General features: G+C 72.0%; 15 protein-coding genes. 1 reads left to right on the top strand and 14 read right to left on the bottom strand.

Going from position 1 to position 15,848, the window contains the following annotated elements; all coding sequences use genetic code 11:
- Positions 1 to 334 precede the first annotated feature (334 nt).
- Positions 335 to 1,564, top strand: coding sequence for a DUF349 domain-containing protein (locus ACZ7RU_RS18685; RefSeq protein WP_470342008.1), 1,230 nt, complete (start codon positions 335 to 337; stop codon positions 1,562 to 1,564).
- Positions 1,565 to 1,647: 83 nt separating this feature from the next.
- Here ACZ7RU_RS18685 and ACZ7RU_RS18680 read toward each other — a convergent pair whose 3' ends face one another.
- The 14 genes from ACZ7RU_RS18680 to ACZ7RU_RS18615 all read right to left on the bottom strand — a co-directional run bounded on the left by ACZ7RU_RS18680 (position 1,648) and on the right by ACZ7RU_RS18615 (position 15,848).
- Positions 1,648 to 4,077, bottom strand: coding sequence for a RelA/SpoT family protein (locus ACZ7RU_RS18680; protein WP_470342007.1), 2,430 nt, complete (start codon positions 4,075 to 4,077; stop codon positions 1,648 to 1,650).
- A 175-nt stretch (positions 4,078 to 4,252) separates the two neighbouring features.
- On the bottom strand, positions 4,253 to 4,804 hold the full coding sequence (locus tag ACZ7RU_RS18675) for an adenine phosphoribosyltransferase (RefSeq protein ID WP_387750847.1): 552 nt from the start codon (positions 4,802 to 4,804) through the stop codon (positions 4,253 to 4,255).
- 35 nt (positions 4,805 to 4,839) lie between these two features.
- Positions 4,840 to 5,940, bottom strand: a complete 1,101-nt coding sequence (gene secF / locus ACZ7RU_RS18670; RefSeq protein WP_470342006.1) for a protein translocase subunit SecF — start codon at positions 5,938 to 5,940, stop codon at positions 4,840 to 4,842.
- Between the two features lie 4 nt (positions 5,941 to 5,944).
- Entirely contained in the window at positions 5,945 to 7,750 is a 1,806-nt protein-coding gene (gene secD, locus ACZ7RU_RS18665; RefSeq protein WP_470342005.1) for a protein translocase subunit SecD, read from the bottom strand.
- 148 nt (positions 7,751 to 7,898) lie between these two features.
- Positions 7,899 to 8,306, bottom strand: coding sequence for a preprotein translocase subunit YajC (yajC, locus tag ACZ7RU_RS18660; protein ID WP_470342004.1), 408 nt, complete (start codon positions 8,304 to 8,306; stop codon positions 7,899 to 7,901).
- A gap of 260 nt (positions 8,307 to 8,566) precedes the next feature.
- A complete protein-coding gene (gene ruvB / locus ACZ7RU_RS18655) occupies positions 8,567 to 9,652 on the bottom strand; it encodes a Holliday junction branch migration DNA helicase RuvB (protein ID WP_470342003.1) in 1,086 nt (361 codons plus the stop codon).
- A gap of 53 nt (positions 9,653 to 9,705) precedes the next feature.
- Complete coding sequence (gene ruvA, locus ACZ7RU_RS18650; protein ID WP_470342002.1) at positions 9,706 to 10,317, bottom strand: Holliday junction branch migration protein RuvA; 612 nt, start codon at positions 10,315 to 10,317, stop codon at positions 9,706 to 9,708.
- The gene (gene ruvC / locus ACZ7RU_RS18645; RefSeq protein WP_387750834.1) at positions 10,314 to 10,868 is read right to left on the bottom strand and encodes a crossover junction endodeoxyribonuclease RuvC; all 555 of its coding nucleotides are present in this window, start codon (positions 10,866 to 10,868) and stop codon (positions 10,314 to 10,316) included. The genes ruvA and ruvC overlap by 4 nt, the downstream gene beginning before the upstream one ends.
- 154 nt (positions 10,869 to 11,022) lie before the next feature.
- Positions 11,023 to 11,781, bottom strand: coding sequence for a YebC/PmpR family DNA-binding transcriptional regulator (locus tag ACZ7RU_RS18640; protein WP_470342001.1), 759 nt, complete (start codon positions 11,779 to 11,781; stop codon positions 11,023 to 11,025).
- Between the two features lie 101 nt (positions 11,782 to 11,882).
- Complete coding sequence (gene pdxT, locus ACZ7RU_RS18635; RefSeq protein ID WP_470342000.1) at positions 11,883 to 12,506, bottom strand: pyridoxal 5'-phosphate synthase glutaminase subunit PdxT; 624 nt, start codon at positions 12,504 to 12,506, stop codon at positions 11,883 to 11,885.
- Between the two features lie 98 nt (positions 12,507 to 12,604).
- A complete protein-coding gene (gene pdxS, locus ACZ7RU_RS18630) occupies positions 12,605 to 13,516 on the bottom strand; it encodes a pyridoxal 5'-phosphate synthase lyase subunit PdxS (RefSeq protein WP_350633191.1) in 912 nt (303 codons plus the stop codon).
- Positions 13,517 to 13,644: 128 nt separating this feature from the next.
- A complete protein-coding gene (locus tag ACZ7RU_RS18625; protein ID WP_470342179.1) occupies positions 13,645 to 14,145 on the bottom strand; it encodes a hypothetical protein in 501 nt (166 codons plus the stop codon).
- Between the two features lie 74 nt (positions 14,146 to 14,219).
- On the bottom strand, positions 14,220 to 14,588 hold the full coding sequence (locus ACZ7RU_RS18620; protein ID WP_470341999.1) for a 5-carboxymethyl-2-hydroxymuconate Delta-isomerase: 369 nt from the start codon (positions 14,586 to 14,588) through the stop codon (positions 14,220 to 14,222).
- 75 nt (positions 14,589 to 14,663) lie between these two features.
- Complete coding sequence (locus ACZ7RU_RS18615; protein ID WP_470341998.1) at positions 14,664 to 15,848, bottom strand: glycosyltransferase family 4 protein; 1,185 nt, start codon at positions 15,846 to 15,848, stop codon at positions 14,664 to 14,666.

The following is a 15,848-nucleotide window of genomic DNA, read 5'->3' as shown; positions in this document are numbered from 1 at the left end:
TTTTCTCTGCCGGCTCCCCCCATCTCCCTCCCCCCCCCCCCCTCCCTGTCTCTGCGTCCGCTGTCACCCCCCCCCCCCTCCTGTTGTGAGCCCGCCTCCCCCCCCCCCCCCCACGGCCCCGGGCCGAAATCGCCCGGCCCGGATGCGGACAGCACCGGGCCTGGTCGCCTATGTTGGCGTTGTATAGGGTGCCCGCACCCGCCTGGCCGTCACCCTCGGCAGCAAGGCACGGCGGACGGGGACGGCGGACTTCTTTCGGTCCGTCGCACATCAACTGTGGACGACGGACGCGCGCCGCCCCGGCGCGGGCGCGACGTCATGTGGAGGACGCGCTATGAGCAGCGACCCGTGGGGCCGTGTGGACGAGCAGGGCACGGTCTACGTCAGGACGGCCGACGGTGAACGCGTCGTCGGTTCCTGGCAGGCCGGCTCGCCCGAGGAGGCCCTCGCCTACTTCGAGCGCAAGTACCAGGGCATCGAGGTGGAGATCGGCCTGCTGGAGAAGCGGGTGCGCACCACCGACCTGGCCGCCAAGGACGCCCAGGCCGCGCTGGAGCACCTGCGCGCCCAGGTCGTCGAGGGGCACGCGGTCGGTGACCTGGAGGGCCTGGCCAAGCGGCTGGACACGCTCGCCGGCGAGATCGAGAGCCGGCGCGAGGAGCGCAAGGCCGCCCGCGCCAAGGCCCAGGAGGAGGCCCGCGCGGCCAAGGAGGCGCTGGTCGCCGAGGCCGAGCAGCTCGCCGAGTCCACCCAGTGGCGGGAGGCCGGCGACCGGCTGCGCGCCCTGGTGGACACCTGGAAGGGCCTGCCGCGGCTGGACCGCAAGAGCGACGACGAGCTGTGGCACCGCTTCTCGCACGCCCGCTCGGTCTTCTCCAAGCACCGCAAGGCGCACTTCGCCACCCTGGACGCCGAGCGCGAGAGGGCCCGGCAGACCAAGGAGGCGCTGGTCGCCGAGGCCGAGGCGCTGTCCTCGTCCACGGACTGGGGCAGCACCGCGGCCTCCTACCGCGACCTGATGGCGCGCTGGAAGGCCGCCGGCCGGGCGCAGCGGGACATCGAGGACGAGCTGTGGGCGCGGTTCCGCGGCGCCCAGGACGTCTTCTTCCAGGCCCGCTCCGCGGTGTTCAGCGAGCGGGACGCCGAGCAGGTGGAGAACCAGAAGCTCAAGGAGGCGCTGGCCGCCGAGGCCGAGGCGATCCTGCCGATCACCGACCTCAAGGCCGCCAAGGCCGCGCTGCGCGAGGTGAACGAGCGCTGGGAGGCGATCGGGCACGTGCCGCGCGACGTCCGTCCGAAGCTGGACGGCCGGCTGAACGCGGTCGAGCGGGCCATCCGCGAGGCCGAGGACGCCGAGTGGAGGCGCTCCAACCCGGAGGCCAAGGCCCGCGCGGCCGGCATGGTGGGCCTGTTCCAGGCCAAGGCCGACAAGATCCAGGCCGACCTGGACAAGGCCCGCGCGGCGGGCAACGCCTCCCGGATCGCCAAGCTGGAGTCCGAGCTGGACGGCGTGCGGACCCTGCTGGAGCAGGCGCACCGGAGCCAGGAGGAGTTCAGCGGCTGACCTGCTGACGCGCTGGACGACGAAGGCCCCCGGGACCGCTCCCGGGGGCCTTCCGCGTACCTGCCGCTCCCGCGTACCCGCCGCTACTTGCGGGCGGAGGTGACGCGGTAGACGTCGTACACGCCCTCGACGCCGCGCACCGCCTTGAGCACGTGGCCCAGGTGCTTCGGGTCGCCCATTTCGAAGGTGAAGCGGCTCATCGCCACCCGGTCCCGGGAGGTCTGCACCGCCGCCGACAGGATGTTGACGTGCTGGTCGGAGAGCACCCGGGTGACGTCCGAGAGCAGCCGGGAGCGGTCCAGCGCCTCGACCTGGATGGCCACCAGGAAGACCGAGGACTGGGTGGCGGCCCACTCGACGTCGATCATGCGCTCCGGCTGCTGGCTCAGCGCCTCCACGTTGACGCAGTCGGCGCGGTGCACCGAGACGCCGTTGCCGCGGGTGACGAAGCCGACGATCGGGTCGCCCGGCACCGGGGTGCAGCATCGGGACAGCTTGACCCAGACGTCCTCGACGCCCTTGACGATCACGCCCGGGTCGCCCTTGGCCCGGCGGCGCGCCGCGCGGCGGTTGTCGTGGGTCGGGGTGGCGGTCTCCGCCAGGTCCTCGGTCGCGCCCTCCTCGCCGCCGAGCGCCTGGACCAGCTTCTGCACGATGTTCGGCGCGGCGACGTGCCCCTCGCCGATCGCGGCGTAGAGCGAGGAGATGTCGGGGTAGCGCATCTCGTGGGCCAGGGTGACCAGCGAGTCGCCGGTCAGGATCCGCTGGATCGGCAGGCCCTGCTTGCGCATCGCCCGGACGATCGCCTCCTTGCCGTGCTCGATCGCCTCCTCGCGGCGCTCCTTGGAGAACCAGGCGCGGATCTTGTTGCGGGCGCGCGGCGACTTGACGAAGCCCAGCCAGTCCCGGGACGGTCCGGCGTTCTCCGCCTTGGAGGTGAACACCTCGACGGTGTCGCCGTTCTCCAGGGTCGACTCCAGCGGCACCAGCCGCCCGTTGACCCGGGCGCCTATCGTCCGGTAGCCGACCTCGGTGTGCACCGCGAAGGCGAAGTCGACCGGGGTCGCGCCGGCCGGCAGGGCTATCACGTCGCCCTTGGGGGTGAAGACGAAGACCTCGTTACTGGCCAGGTCGAAGCGGAGCGACTCCAGGAACTCGCCCGGGTCGGCGGTCTCCTTCTGCCAGTCCAGCAGCTGCCGCAGCCAGGCCATCTCGTTGACGGCGCCGGCCTTGTCGTCCTTGCGGACCTGGGTCGGGGTGTCGGTGCGGACCTTGGACGCCCCGGCCACCGCGCGCTGCTTGTACTTCCAGTGCGCGGCGATGCCGTACTCGGCCCGCCGGTGCATGTCGAAGGTGCGGATCTGCAGCTCGACCGGCTTGCCGCCGGGACCGATCACCGTGGTGTGCAGCGACTGGTACATGTTGAACTTGGGCATCGCGATGTAGTCCTTGAACCGCCCCGGCACCGGGTTCCACCGCGCGTGGATGGTGCCCAGCGCCGCGTAGCAGTCGCGGACGGTGTCGACCAGGACCCGGATGCCCACCAGGTCGTAGATCTCGGCGAAGTCCCGGCCCCGGACGATCATCTTCTGGTAGACCGAGTAGTAGTGCTTCGGCCGGCCGGTGACGGAGGCGGTGATCCGGGCGCCGCGCAGGTCGGCCTGGACCTGGTCGATGACGGTCGCCAGGTACTCGTCCCGCTTGGGGGCGCGCTCGGCGACCAGCCGGACGATCTCGTCGTACATCTTGGGGTAGAGGATCGCGAAGGCGAGGTCCTCCAGCTCCCACTTGATGGTGTTCATGCCCAGCCGGTGCGCCAGCGGGGCGTAGATCTCCAGCGTCTCGCGGGCCTTCTTCTCCTGCTTCTCCCGCTTGAGGTAGCGCATCGTGCGCATGTTGTGCAGGCGGTCGGCCAGCTTGATCACCAGGACCCGAGGGTCCTTGGCCATCGCCACGACCATCTTGCGGACGGTCTCGGCCTGCGCGGCCTCGCCGAACTTGACCCGGTCCAGCTTGGTGACGCCGTCCACCAGCAGGGCCACCGAGTCGCCGAAGTCCTTGCGCAGGGTCTCCAGGCCGTAGTCGGTGTCCTCGACGGTGTCGTGCAGCAGCCCGGCCATCAGGGTCGGGGCGTCCATGCCGAGCTCGGCCAGGATCGTCGCCACGGCCAGCGGGTGGGTGATGTACGGGTCGCCGCTCTTGCGCTTCTGCCCGCGGTGCCACTTCTCGGCGACCGCGTACGCCTTCTCGATGTCGCGCAGCAGCGCCGGGTCGGCCTTGGGGTCGTTGGCCCGGATCGAGCGGAACAGCGGCTCCAGGACGGGGTTCAGCACGCTGGAGCGCTGGCCGCCCAGCCGGGCCAGCCGGGCCCGCATGCCGCCGGTGGAACCGCGGCCGGAGGGGCCGAGCGAACGCGAGGAGGTGGGCGCCGGGCGTGCCGGGGTGGCCCCCGAGGGCGTGGGACGGTCTTCGGGGGCGGCCGCTGCGGCCGTGGGCACAACCTCGTCGGGCAAGGACAACTCCTCGGGGCACCGGGCCGACCCCTGCCGAGACCCGAACGGTCGGGTACAACCGGGAGGGGATGAATCTTCATGGTACCGAGCCGGGCGCCGGGGTGTTCATCCGGCCGGGCCCGGAAACGGGAGGACGGCGGTCGGATGTTCCGACCGCCGTCCTCCGAGAGGTCCCTCAGACCGTGACCAGCGTCTCCAGCGGAGCGCCGTCCAGGTGCCCGGACAGCCGCTCGCGGCCGTCCAGGAAGCCCAGCTCCATCAGCACCACGACACCCGCCAGCCGGGCCCCGGCCTCCTTCACCAGGTCCAGCGAGGCGCCGATGGTGCCACCGGTGGCCAGCACGTCGTCCACCACCAGCACCCGCTCACCGGGCGCGAAGGCGTCGCACTGCACCTCCAGCGTCGCCGAGCCGTACTCCAGCTCGTACGAGCGCCGGAACACCTCGCCGGGCAGCTTGCCCTGCTTGCGGATCGGCACGAAGCCGAGCCCGGCCGCGAAGGCCGCCGGGGCCGCCAGCACGAAGCCGCGCGCCTCCAGGCCCACCACCTTGGTCGCACCGAGCTCCTTGGCCCGGTCCGCCAGCGCCCGGGTGAGGGCGCCGAAGGCCTCGGCGTCGGCGAGCAGCGGTGCGATGTCCTTGAACAGCACACCCGGCTTCGGGTAGTCCGGGACGTCCCGGATCCGGCTGTTCAACAGCTCGGCCAGTGCGGTGTCGGCGGTGGTCACGGTGGTGTCCTTCACGGTCTGGTGGGGCCTCGGGGTCAGCGCTTGGTGGACGGACGGCCCTTGGCACGGCTGGTGCCGGCCGAGCGGCCGCGCTGTCCGACCATACCCGCGGGCTGCTCGTCGCCCGTCGGCTCCCCGTCCTGCGCGACGCCGTCCGCCGCCTCGGCCTTGGCGGCCGCGGCGCGGTGCTGGAGGACCCGCTTGCGCAGCGCCTTCATGTCCGGCTGCTCCTCCTTGAGCTGCGCCAGCAGCGGGGTGGCGACGCAGATCGAGGAGTAGGCACCGGCCGCGAGGCCGATGAACAGCGCGAGCGAGATGTCGTTCAGGGTGCCGGCGCCCAGGAGGCCGCCACCGATGAACAGCAGCGCGGCGACCGGCAGCAGCGCCACCACGGTGGTGTTGAGCGAGCGCACCAGGGTCTGGTTGAGGCCGGCGTTGGCGGCCTCGCTGTAGGTGCGCCGGTTCTGCTTGGTGAGCCCCTTGGTGTTCTCCTTCACGGTGTCGAAGACGACCACCGTGTCGTAGAGCGAGTAACCGAGGATGGTCAGGAAGCCGATCACCGTACCCGGGGTGACCTCGAAGCCCACCAGGGCGTACACGCCGATGGTGATCAGGAGGTCGTGGATGAGGGCGACCAGGGCGGCCACCGCCATCCGCCACTCGAAGGCGATCGCCAGGTAGACCGTCACCAGGATCATGAAGACGATCAGACCGGTGAGCGCCTTCTGGGAGATCTGCTTGCCCCAGCTGGGGCCGATCACCTGGGCCTCGACGGTGTCCAGCGGCACCTCGAGCTTCTGCGAGAGCTCGGTGCGGATCTGGTCCGAGCTCTTCGCCTCCTCGGTGCTGACCTGGATGCGGATCTTGCCGTTCTCGGTCGACTGCACCAGCGGGTGCGAGGAGACCACCCCGTCCGCGGTTTCCTGCGCCTGGGAGACCGTCAGGCCGGGCTTGGCCACGGTGTAGACCGAGCCGCCCTTGAACTCGATGCCCAGGTGCAGGCCCATGGCCAGGCCGATCGCCGCGACCAGCACGATCACGCCGGAGATGGAGTACCAGATCTTACGGCGCCCGACGAAGTCGAAGCTGACTTCGCCCTGGTAGAGCCGGTGGCCCAGGTTGGAGAAGCGTGACACGGTGTCAGGCCTCCTTCACGGCGGCAGAGGAGGGGCTACGGCGACGGCTGCTGCGCAGCGGCGGGCGGGCGCCCAGCCGCTTCGGGTCCAGGCCGGACCACGGGTGGCCGTCCAGGAAGAACTTCCGGCGGGCCAGCAGCGTGATGAGCGGCTTGGTGAAGAGGAAGATCACCACGACGTCGAGCGCGGTGGTCAGCCCCAGGGTGAACGCGAAGCCCTGGACCTTGCCGACCGAGACCACGTAGAGCACGGCGGCACAGAGGAAGGACACGAAGTCCGAGACCAGGATGGTGCGCCGGGCACGCGGCCAGGCCCGCTGGACCGCCGGGCGCAGCGGGGCGCCCTCGCGGACCTCGTCGCGGATGCGCTCGAAGTACACGATGAAGGAGTCGGCGGTGATGCCGATCGCGACGATCGCACCGCAGACCGCCGGCAGGTTCAGCGCGAAGCCGATCGCGTTGCCGAGCAGGCTCATGATCGAGTAGGTCAGGGCCGCCGAGACGAGCAGACCGGCGATCGAGACCAGGCCGAGGCCGCGGTAGTAGACCAGCGAGTAGGCGACCACCAGGATCATGCCGATCGCGCCGGCGACCAGACCGGCCTTGAGCTGGTCGCTGCCGAGCGCCGGGGAGACGGTGGTGATGTCGCTCTTGCTGAACTCCAGCGGCAGGGCGCCGTAGCCCAGCACGTTGGCGAGGTCCTGCGCCTCGGCCTGCGAGAAGCGGCCGGTGATGACCGCGTTGCCGCCCGGGATCGCCCCGTTGACCTGCGGGTGGGAGACGACCTGGTTGTCCAGCACGATGGCGAACTGGTTGTTCGGCGGGGCCTGGGTGGCCAGCTGGCCGGTGACCTTGGTGAAGGCGTCGGTGCCGGTGCCGTTGAACTGGAGCTGGACCTGCCAGCCGGCGCCGGTCTGGGTGTCGATGGTGGCCTGGGCCTTGGAGACGTCCGAGCCCTTCACGGCCACGGGGCCGAGGGCCAGCTTCTCGTAGTAGCCGTTCTCGGCCTTCTGCGAGCAGGCGACGACGGCCTTGTCCTCGGCGCCGGTCTGGGCGGCGCGGACGTCGGGCTTGGAGCAGTCCAGGGCGGCGAACGCGGCGGCCAGCTCGGGCGGCACGCTGCCCTGGGTCATCGCGGCGCTCAGGTCGGCGGGGTTCGGCGTGGCCGCGGCGCTCGGGGCGCCGGTGGCGGCCGGGGCCGCGCTGCCGGTGGCGGCGGGGGCGGCGCTCGCGGCGCCGGTGGCGGCGGCGGTCGGGCTGGCGCCCTCGGCGGCCAGCGCCTCGCTCGCGGGGCGGCCCTGCTTGGTGGCGCTCGCGGTCGCCGACGGGGTGCCGGTGGCGGTGGCGGACGGGGTCGCGCCCGGGGTGCCGGTGGCGGCCGCGGACGGGGTGCCGGTCGGCGCCGGGGCGCTGATGCCGCTGGGGGCCACGGCCAGGACCGGGCGGAAGAACAGCTTGGCGGTGGTACCCACCTGGTCCGCCGCGTTCTGCCGGTCGCCGCCCTTGGGGATGTTCACGATGATCGTGTCCGAGCCCTGGGTCTGGACCTCCGCCTCGGAGACACCCATCCCGTTGACGCGGCGCTCGATGATCCCGACGGCGATGTCCATGTTGGACTTGCTGAGCGCCTTGGGGTCGGACGACTTCGCGGTCAGCGTGATGCTGGTGCCACCGGCGAGATCGATCCCGAGCCGGGGCTTGGTGGTGCCCGTCCCGAACATGAGGGCGACCAGTCCGACGGTGACGACCAGGATGAGGGCAAGCGCCCGCCCTGGGTAGCCGTCGCGCGGGCGCGACTTGGGTGTTGCCACCTTGCTCGTTTCTCCCTGTCCATGCCACTTCCCCGGCCGTACCCCCGGCCGGCGATCGTCGGGACGGGGGTACGGGCGGTTGTGCGGCCCTGAGGTCCTGTGGGCTCGCGGCACTGCGCCGCGCGGCCGGGCGGGTTGCCCGTCCGTACTACTTGCTCGCGGGAGCCCCGCCCTCGGCATCGCCCTTCTCGGCGCTGTCCTTGGTGAGCGTCAGCGGCTTGTCCTCGGCCGGCTCGGCGTCGGCGTCCTCGGCCTCCGGCTCGGGCAGCTCGTCATCGGCGGGGCGGCCGTTGATGATCGCGTCGTACTCCTGGGGGTCCAGGACGGCCGCGATGGCGCTCTTGGTGAAGTGGGAGACCACGCCGGGCGCGATCTCCAGCTCGACGGTCTCCTCGTTGACCGCCTTCACCTGGGCGTACAGGCCACCGATGGTGCGCACCCCCGCCCCGGGCTCCAGCGAGGTCTGCATGCTCTGCATCTGCTGCTGGCGCTTCTTCTGCGACCGGAACATGAGCACGATCGCGATGATCGGGAGGAGAAGGATGATGAGGTTCACTGCAGCCAGGGTCCTTTACGGGCCGCCGGCCGGCGGCCTGTGTGGTATTGGTCGGCCCGTCAGGTGAGAGGGGCGGTCCGGCGGAGTCTAGGCGACCCCGAATCGATCGGACAACGCCAAGCATCGCATCCTGCCGCCGAAAGTGGCGACCCTCCGCCTGCACTGTTTCCCCGGACTTCCGTCCCGCCTCCTCCGTGTGCCAGCACGGATGCGCCGGGCGGGAACCGGCCGGCCGGACTCACCCGTTCAGCCGATGGCGGTCAACTTTCGTCGGCGGGGAACAGCTCCGACTGGGCCGGAACGCCTCCGCGGGTGGTCTGGACCGGCGGGGTCTGCGCCGGCGGGGTCAGGCCCAGGTGCTGCCAGGCGGCGGCGGTGGCGATCCGCCCGCGCGGGGTGCGGGCGAGCAGGCCCTCGCGGACCAGGAAGGGCTCGGCGACCTCCTCGACCGTCTCGGACTCCTCCCCCACGGCGACCGCGAGTGTCGACAAACCGACCGGGCCGCCGCCGAACAGCCGCAGCAGCGCGTCCAGCACCGCGCGGTCCAGCCGGTCCAGACCGCGGGCGTCCACCTCGTAGACGTCCAGCGCCTGGGCCGCGATCGCCGCGGTGACCTGCCCGTCGTGCCGGACCTGGGCGTAGTCCCGGACCCGGCGCAGCAGCCGGTTGGCGATGCGCGGGGTGCCGCGCGAGCGCCCGGCGATCTCGGCCGCGCCCGCCGGGTCTATCTCCACGTCCAGCAGCGCGGCCGAGCGGTGCACCACCCGCTGGAGCTCGGCCGGGGCGTAGAACTCCATGTGCCCCGTGAAGCCGAAGCGGTCGCGCAGCGGCGGCGGCAGCAGGCCGGCCCGGGTGGTGGCGCCGACCAGGGTGAACGGCGGCAGCTCCAGCGGGATGGCGGTGGCGCCCGGGCCCTTGCCGACGATCACGTCGACCCGGAAGTCCTCCATCGCCATGTAGAGCATCTCCTCGGCCGGCCGGGACATCCGGTGGATCTCGTCGAGGAAGAGCACCTCGCCCTCGGTGAGCGAGGAGAGGATCGCCGCGAGGTCCCCCGCGTGCTGGATGGCCGGGCCCGAGGTGATCCGGATCGGGGCGCCCAGCTCGGCGGCGATGATCATCGACAGGGTGGTCTTGCCGAGCCCGGGCGGGCCGCTCAGCAGCACGTGGTCGGGCGCGCTGCCGCGCTGGCGGGCCGCCTGGAGCACCAGTGACAGCTGCTCGCGCACCCGCTCCTGGCCGATGAACTCGTCCAGCAGCTTGGGCCGCAGCGCGGCCTCGACCGCCTGGTCCTCACCGTCGGCGGCGGCCGTGACCAGCCGGTCGGCGGGTTCCGGGTCGTACATCGTCGCGGGCTCCAGAGTCTCCGGTGTCGACAGAAGGACAGATCGTCAGGTGGTCAGCGGGCGCGGTTGAGGCCGCGCAGGGCGAGCCGGAGCAGGGCGCCGACGTCCGGCGTCGGCTGCGCCTCGGCCTCCGGGGTGACGGCCGCGACCGCCTCGTCCGCCTCGCGCGGGGCGTAGCCGAGGCCGGTCAGCGCGGAGTGCAGCTGCTCGCTCCACGGCGCCGGGCCGGCCGCGATCGGCTTCTGGGCCGGGACGGCGCCGTGCGGGGCGCCGAGCTTGTCCTTGTACTCCAGCAGCAGCTTGGCCGCCTTGGCCTTGCCGATGCCCGGCACGGCGACCAGCGCCTTCTCGTCGCCGCCGGCGATCGCGGCGCGCAGCGCGTCGGGGCTGTGCACGCCGAGGATCGCCTGCGCCAGCTTGGGGCCGACGCCGGGCGCGGCCTGGAGGATCTCGAACACGGCGCGCTCGTCGTCGTCCGCGAAGCCGAACAGGGTCAGCGAGTCCTCCCGGACCACCAGTGAGGTGGCCAGCCGGGCCGGCTCGCCCAGCCGCAGCCCGGCCAGGGTGTTCGGGGTGCACTGCACGGCCATGCCGACCCCGCCGACCTCGACCACCGCGATCCCGGAGGAGATGGCCGCGACGGGCCCTTGCACGAAGGCGATCATCGGACGGTGCCCTTCACGGAGGTGGTACGGGGAGTGGCGCGGGCGGCCCGGACGGCCGCCTCCAGCCGGTTGGTCGCCCCGCCGCGCCAGATGTGGCAGATGGCGAGCGCCAGCGCGTCGGCGGCGTCGGCGGGCTTGGGCGGCGCGTCCAGCCGCAGCAGGCGCTGCACCATGGCGGTGACCTGCGCCTTGTCGGCCCGGCCGGAGCCGGTGACGGCGGCCTTGACCTCGCTGGGGGTGTGCAGGGTGACGGGGATGCCGCGCCGGGTGGCGCAGAGCATCGCGACGGCGCTGGCCTGGGCGGTGCCCATCACCGTGCGGACGTTGTGCTGGGCGAAGACCCGCTCGACGGCGACCAGGTCGGGCCGGTGCTCGTCCAGCCACGCCTCGATGCCCTGCTCGACCTGGAGGAGCCGCTGCCCGATCTCGGCCTCGGCGGGGGTGCGTACCACGCCGACCCCGGCCATCCGCAGCGGCCGGCCCGGCGCGCCCTCGACCACGCCGACCCCGCACCTCGTCAGCCCCGGGTCCACGCCCAGTACCCGTACCACTCGCCCCGCCTCTCGTCGACCGCCGCCCGCAGGCGACCTGCGAAGGCTACCGTCCGGGTCCGACAGCCCGACCGACGACACCGGCCCGGTGGTCCAGGGACCACCGGGCCGGGCCGTGAGAACGGTCACTCGCCGTCGATCGACCGACGCCGTGTCACTCGGCGTCGAGCTGCGCGCCGACCTCGTCGGAGATGTCGAAGTTGGCGAAGACGTTCTGCACGTCGTCGCTGTCCTCCAGGGCGTCGATCAGCTTCAGGATCTTGCGGGCGCCGTCGACGTCCAGCTCGACCTGCATGCTGGGGAGGAAGTTGGCCTCGGCGGAGTCGTAGTCGACGCCGGCGTCGACCAGCGCGGTGCGCACGGCGACCATCTTCGAGGCCTCGGAGACGATCTCGAACGAGTCGCCGAGGTCGTTGATCTCCTCCGGCTCCTGGTCCAGGACGACCTCGAACAGCTTGTCCTCGTCCACGCCGTCGGTCTTGGGGACGATGACGACGCCCTTGCGGGTGAACAGGTACGACACCGAGCCCGGGTCGGCCATCGAGCCGCCGTTGCGGGTCATCGCGACGCGCACGTCGGAGGCGGCGCGGTTGCGGTTGTCGGTGAGGCACTCGATCAGGACCGCGACGCCGTTCGGGCCGTAGCCCTCGTACATGATGGTCTGGTAGTCGGCGCCGCCGGCCTCCAGACCGCCACCGCGCTTGACGGCGCGGTTGATGTTGTCGATCGGGACCGAGCTCTTCTTCGCCTTCTGGATGGCGTCGTAGAGGGTCGGGTTGCCTGCCGGGTCCGGGCCGCCGGTCTTAGCCGCCACCTCGATGTTCTTGATCATCTTGGCGAAGAGCTTGCCGCGCTTGGCGTCGATCACGGCCTTCTTGTGCTTGGTGGTAGCCCACTTAGAGTGGCCGGACATCGCCAGCTCCTTTACGTCGCCAAAGGGAAATGAACAGATGAGATCTTACCGGTGTTGTCACCGGTGAGGCGCACACGGTCAGCGCGCGGGCGGCAAGGGGGTCAGCGCGCGGCCGCCGCGAGGTGCTCCTCGACCATCCGCACGAAGTAGGCGTGCACCCGGTGGTCGCCGGTCAGCTCGGGGTGGAACGAGGTGGCCAGCAGGTTGCCCTGGCGCACCGCCACGATCCGGCTCTCCGGGCCGTCCGCGGCGGGCAGCTCGGCCAGCACCCTGACGCCCGCGCCGACCGACTCGACCCAGGGGGCGCGGATGAAGACGCCGTGCACCGGCGCGTCGTCCAGGCCCGCGAAGGCGATCCCGGACTCGAAGGACTCGTTCTGGCGGCCGAAGGCGTTGCGGCGCACCGTCATGTCGATGCCGCCGACGGTCTGCTGGTCGTCCCGGCCGTCCAGGATCTTGTCCGCCAGCATGATCATGCCCGCGCAGGTGCCGTAGACCGGCATCCCGGCGGCGACCCGCTCGCGCAGCGGGTCCATCACGCCGAACAGCAGCGCCAGCTTGGACATGGTGGTGGACTCCCCGCCGGGGATCACCAGCGCGTCGACCTCGGCCAGCTCCTCGGCGCGGCGCACCGGACGGGCGAGCGCGTCGGCCTCGGCCAGCGCCACCAGGTGCTCGCGGACGTCGCCCTGGAGGGCGAGGACGCCGATGACAGGAGTGCTCACGGTCTTCAACCTCTATCGATCGTTACGACGGACTGCGTGGCGCGGCCCGCCGCGCGCCGGGGCGCTGCGGCGGGCCGGCCCAATCTGGGCGGCGGTGGTTACCAGCCGCGGTTGGCGTAGCGCTCGGTCTCCGGCAGGGTGTCGCAGTTGATGCCGACCATGGCCTCGCCCAGGTTGCGGGAGGCGTCCGCGATGATCTTCGGGTCGTCGAAGAAGGTGGTGGCCTTCACGATGGCGGCGGCGCGCTTGGCCGGGTCGCCCGACTTGAAGATGCCGGAGCCGACGAAGACGCCCTCGGCGCCCAGCTGACGCATCAGCGCGGCGTCGGCCGGGGTGGCCACGCCACCGGCGGAGAACAGCACGACCGGCAGCTTGCCGAGCTCGGCGACCTCCTTGACCAGCTCGTACGGGGCGCGCAGCTCCTTGGCGGCGGCGTACAGCTCGTTGTTGTCCAGGGCTCGCAGCCGGCCGATCTCGTTCTTGATCTGGCGCAGGTGGCGGACGGCCTCGACGACGTTGCCGGTGCCGGCCTCGCCCTTCGAGCGGATCATGGCCGCACCCTCGGCGATGCGGCGCAGGGCCTCGCCCAGGTTGGTGGCGCCGCAGACGAAGGGGGTGGTGAAGGCGAACTTGTCCGAGTGGTTGACCTCGTCGGCCGGGGTCAGCACCTCGGACTCGTCGATGTAGTCGACGCCCAGCGACTGGAGCACCTGGGCCTCGACGAAGTGGCCGATGCGGGACTTGGCCATCACCGGGATGGAGACCGCCTCGATGATCTCCTCGATCATGTTCGGGTCGGACATGCGGGCCACGCCGCCGTCCTTGCGGATGTCCGCGGGGACCCGCTCCAGGGCCATGACGGCGACCGCGCCGGCGTCCTCGGCGATCTTGGCCTGCTCGGCGTTGACCACGTCCATGATCACACCGCCCTTGAGCTGCTCGGCCATGCCGCGCTTGACCCGGGCGGTACCGATCTGCGGCTGGTCTGCGGTGGTGGGGGTGGTGGACACGTGAGACCTCACTCGAAGATGAATCAGTGCTATCGCCCTATGGTAGGCAGAACGGGTGACCCACTCTTGCGCCACCAAGTCCAGCCCGGACGACGGGATACGACAAACGGGCCGTATCCGGGGACACCTTAAGCAGGCGCCCCTTCGGGCGTGAGGGCGGGCGGCGGGGCGTCGTCCATCTCGAACGCCAACGGGAACGGCGCCTTCCCCGCCAACCGGAAGTACCGCACCAGCCGGTGCTCGCGCACCGCCCGCGCCGCCCGGACCGCGTCGTTGTGGAACCGGCGGGCCATCGGCACCCGCCGCACCGCGGCCGTCAGCTCACGAACCGCGTCCTCGCCACCCGGCTCGGCCGTCAGCACCGCCACCTGCTCCGGCTCCTCGAACACCGCCCGCAGCGCCAGGCTCAGCTGGCTCTCCGCCACCTCGCGGTGCTCGTCCTCGGCCTGCCGGGCCGCGTGCGCCGCGTCCAGCAGCAGCAGCGAGGCCGCCGGATCCAGCAGCGAGGACGTCGCCAGCTCCATCGCCACCGCGGCCCGACGGACCAGCTGCGCGTCCAGCGCCGCCCGCGCGGCGTCGATCCGGGCGTGCAACCGGTCCAACCGACCGGCCGTCCAACTCAGGTACATGCCGAACAGCACCACGGCCACGCCGGCCCAGATCCAGGTAGTCACGGGCCGCTACGTTACCGGGTGTCACCGGGTCAGCCCCGAGCGGTCGCGTTCCGGTAGCCCTCCCGGTCGATGTCCGTGATGTTCACCGCGGTGAACAGCCTGGTCCCCGGCTTCGGCCGGACGTACTCCACCAGCAGCGCCAGCACGCCCTCGCCCAGCGCCGCCTTCGCCTCCGCAGAACGGCCCGGGAAGATCTGGAACTCCACGAACACCTGGGTGTCGGTGACGGCCCCGCCGGTGCCGACCACCAGCACCTCGCTCTGCCGGAACACCGTCTTGCAGGACTCCGGCTTCGCGTCGATCGTCGCCTCCGCCAACCGGTTGATCGCCAGACCGAGGCCCCGCCGGTCGAAGGTGCCGGCCAGGTCGGCCGAGTAGTCGACGGAGATCTGCGGCATCGTGTGCCCCCGTGGATCGCAGTGGTACGGACGCCCGACCCTAACGCCGCTCACACCGGGCCCCGCCCCCGGGGATCAGTCCCTGGCCAGCCCGAACCGGCCGCGCCGACCGCTGCGCACGTCCTCCTCGACCACCGCCGCCTCGCCCGCCGTCACCGTCTCGTACACCGCCAGGATGTCCGCGCCGACCGTCGACCAGTCGAACCGCCGCACGTGCCGCGAGGCCGCCCCCCGCAACTCCTCCAGCCGCGCCGGATCACCCAGCAGCCGCAGCGCCGCACCGGCCAGCGCGTCCGCGTCCTCCACCGGGAACAGCTCGCCCGCGTCCCCGCCGTCCAGCACCTGCTTGAACGCGTCGAGGTCGCTCGCCAGCACCGGCGCACCCGCGGACATCGCCTCGACCAGGATGATCCCGAAGCTCTCGCCACCGGTGTTCGGCGCCACGTACAGGTCCACGCTGCGCAGCAGCCGGGCCTTGTCCCGGTCGCTCACCATGCCGAGGAACTCCACCTGCCGGCGCACCTCGGGCGCCAGGCCCGCGACGGCCTCCTCCTCGTCGCCCTTGCCCGCCACCAGCAGCCGCACGCCCGGCCGCTCCGCCAGGATCCGCGGCAGCGCCGCCAGCAGCGTCGGCAGGCCCTTGCGCGGCTCGTTGATCCGCCCGATGAAGCCGATCGTGCCCGGCTCCCCCTTCGCCGCGTGGCCCGTCCAGCGCTCGTCCGGCTCGGCCTCGGCGAAGAAGCCCACGTCCACGCCGTTCGGGATCACCACCGCGTCCCCGCCCAGGTGCTCCACCAGCGTCCGCCGGGCGTACTCCGACACCGCGATCCGGGCCCGCATCTTCTCCAGCCCCGGCTGGAGGATCGGCGACGCCGCGATCATCACCCGCGACCGCGGGTTGGAGGTGTGGAAGGTCCCCACCATCGGCCCGGTCGCCGACCAGGCGGCCAGCATCGACAGGCTCGGCGCGGCCGGCTCGTGCACGTGCAGGATGTCGAAGCGCCCGTCGTGCAGCCAGCGCCGCACCCGCGCCGCCGACAGGATCCCGAAGCTCAGCCGCGCCACCGACCCGTTGTACGGCACCGCCACCGACCGCCCGGCCGGGACCACGTACGGCGGCAGCGCCTCGTCGTCCTCGGCCGGCGCCAGCACCGACACCTCGTGCCCGAGACCGATCAGGTGCTCGGCCAGGTCCCGGATGTGGAACTGCACCCCACCGGGGACGTCCCAGTCGTACGGGCAGACGATGCCGATCTTCAC

Source organism: Kitasatospora sp. NPDC114501 (assembly GCF_055633695.1).
This window is presented reverse-complemented; position numbering and strand designations above follow the sequence as displayed.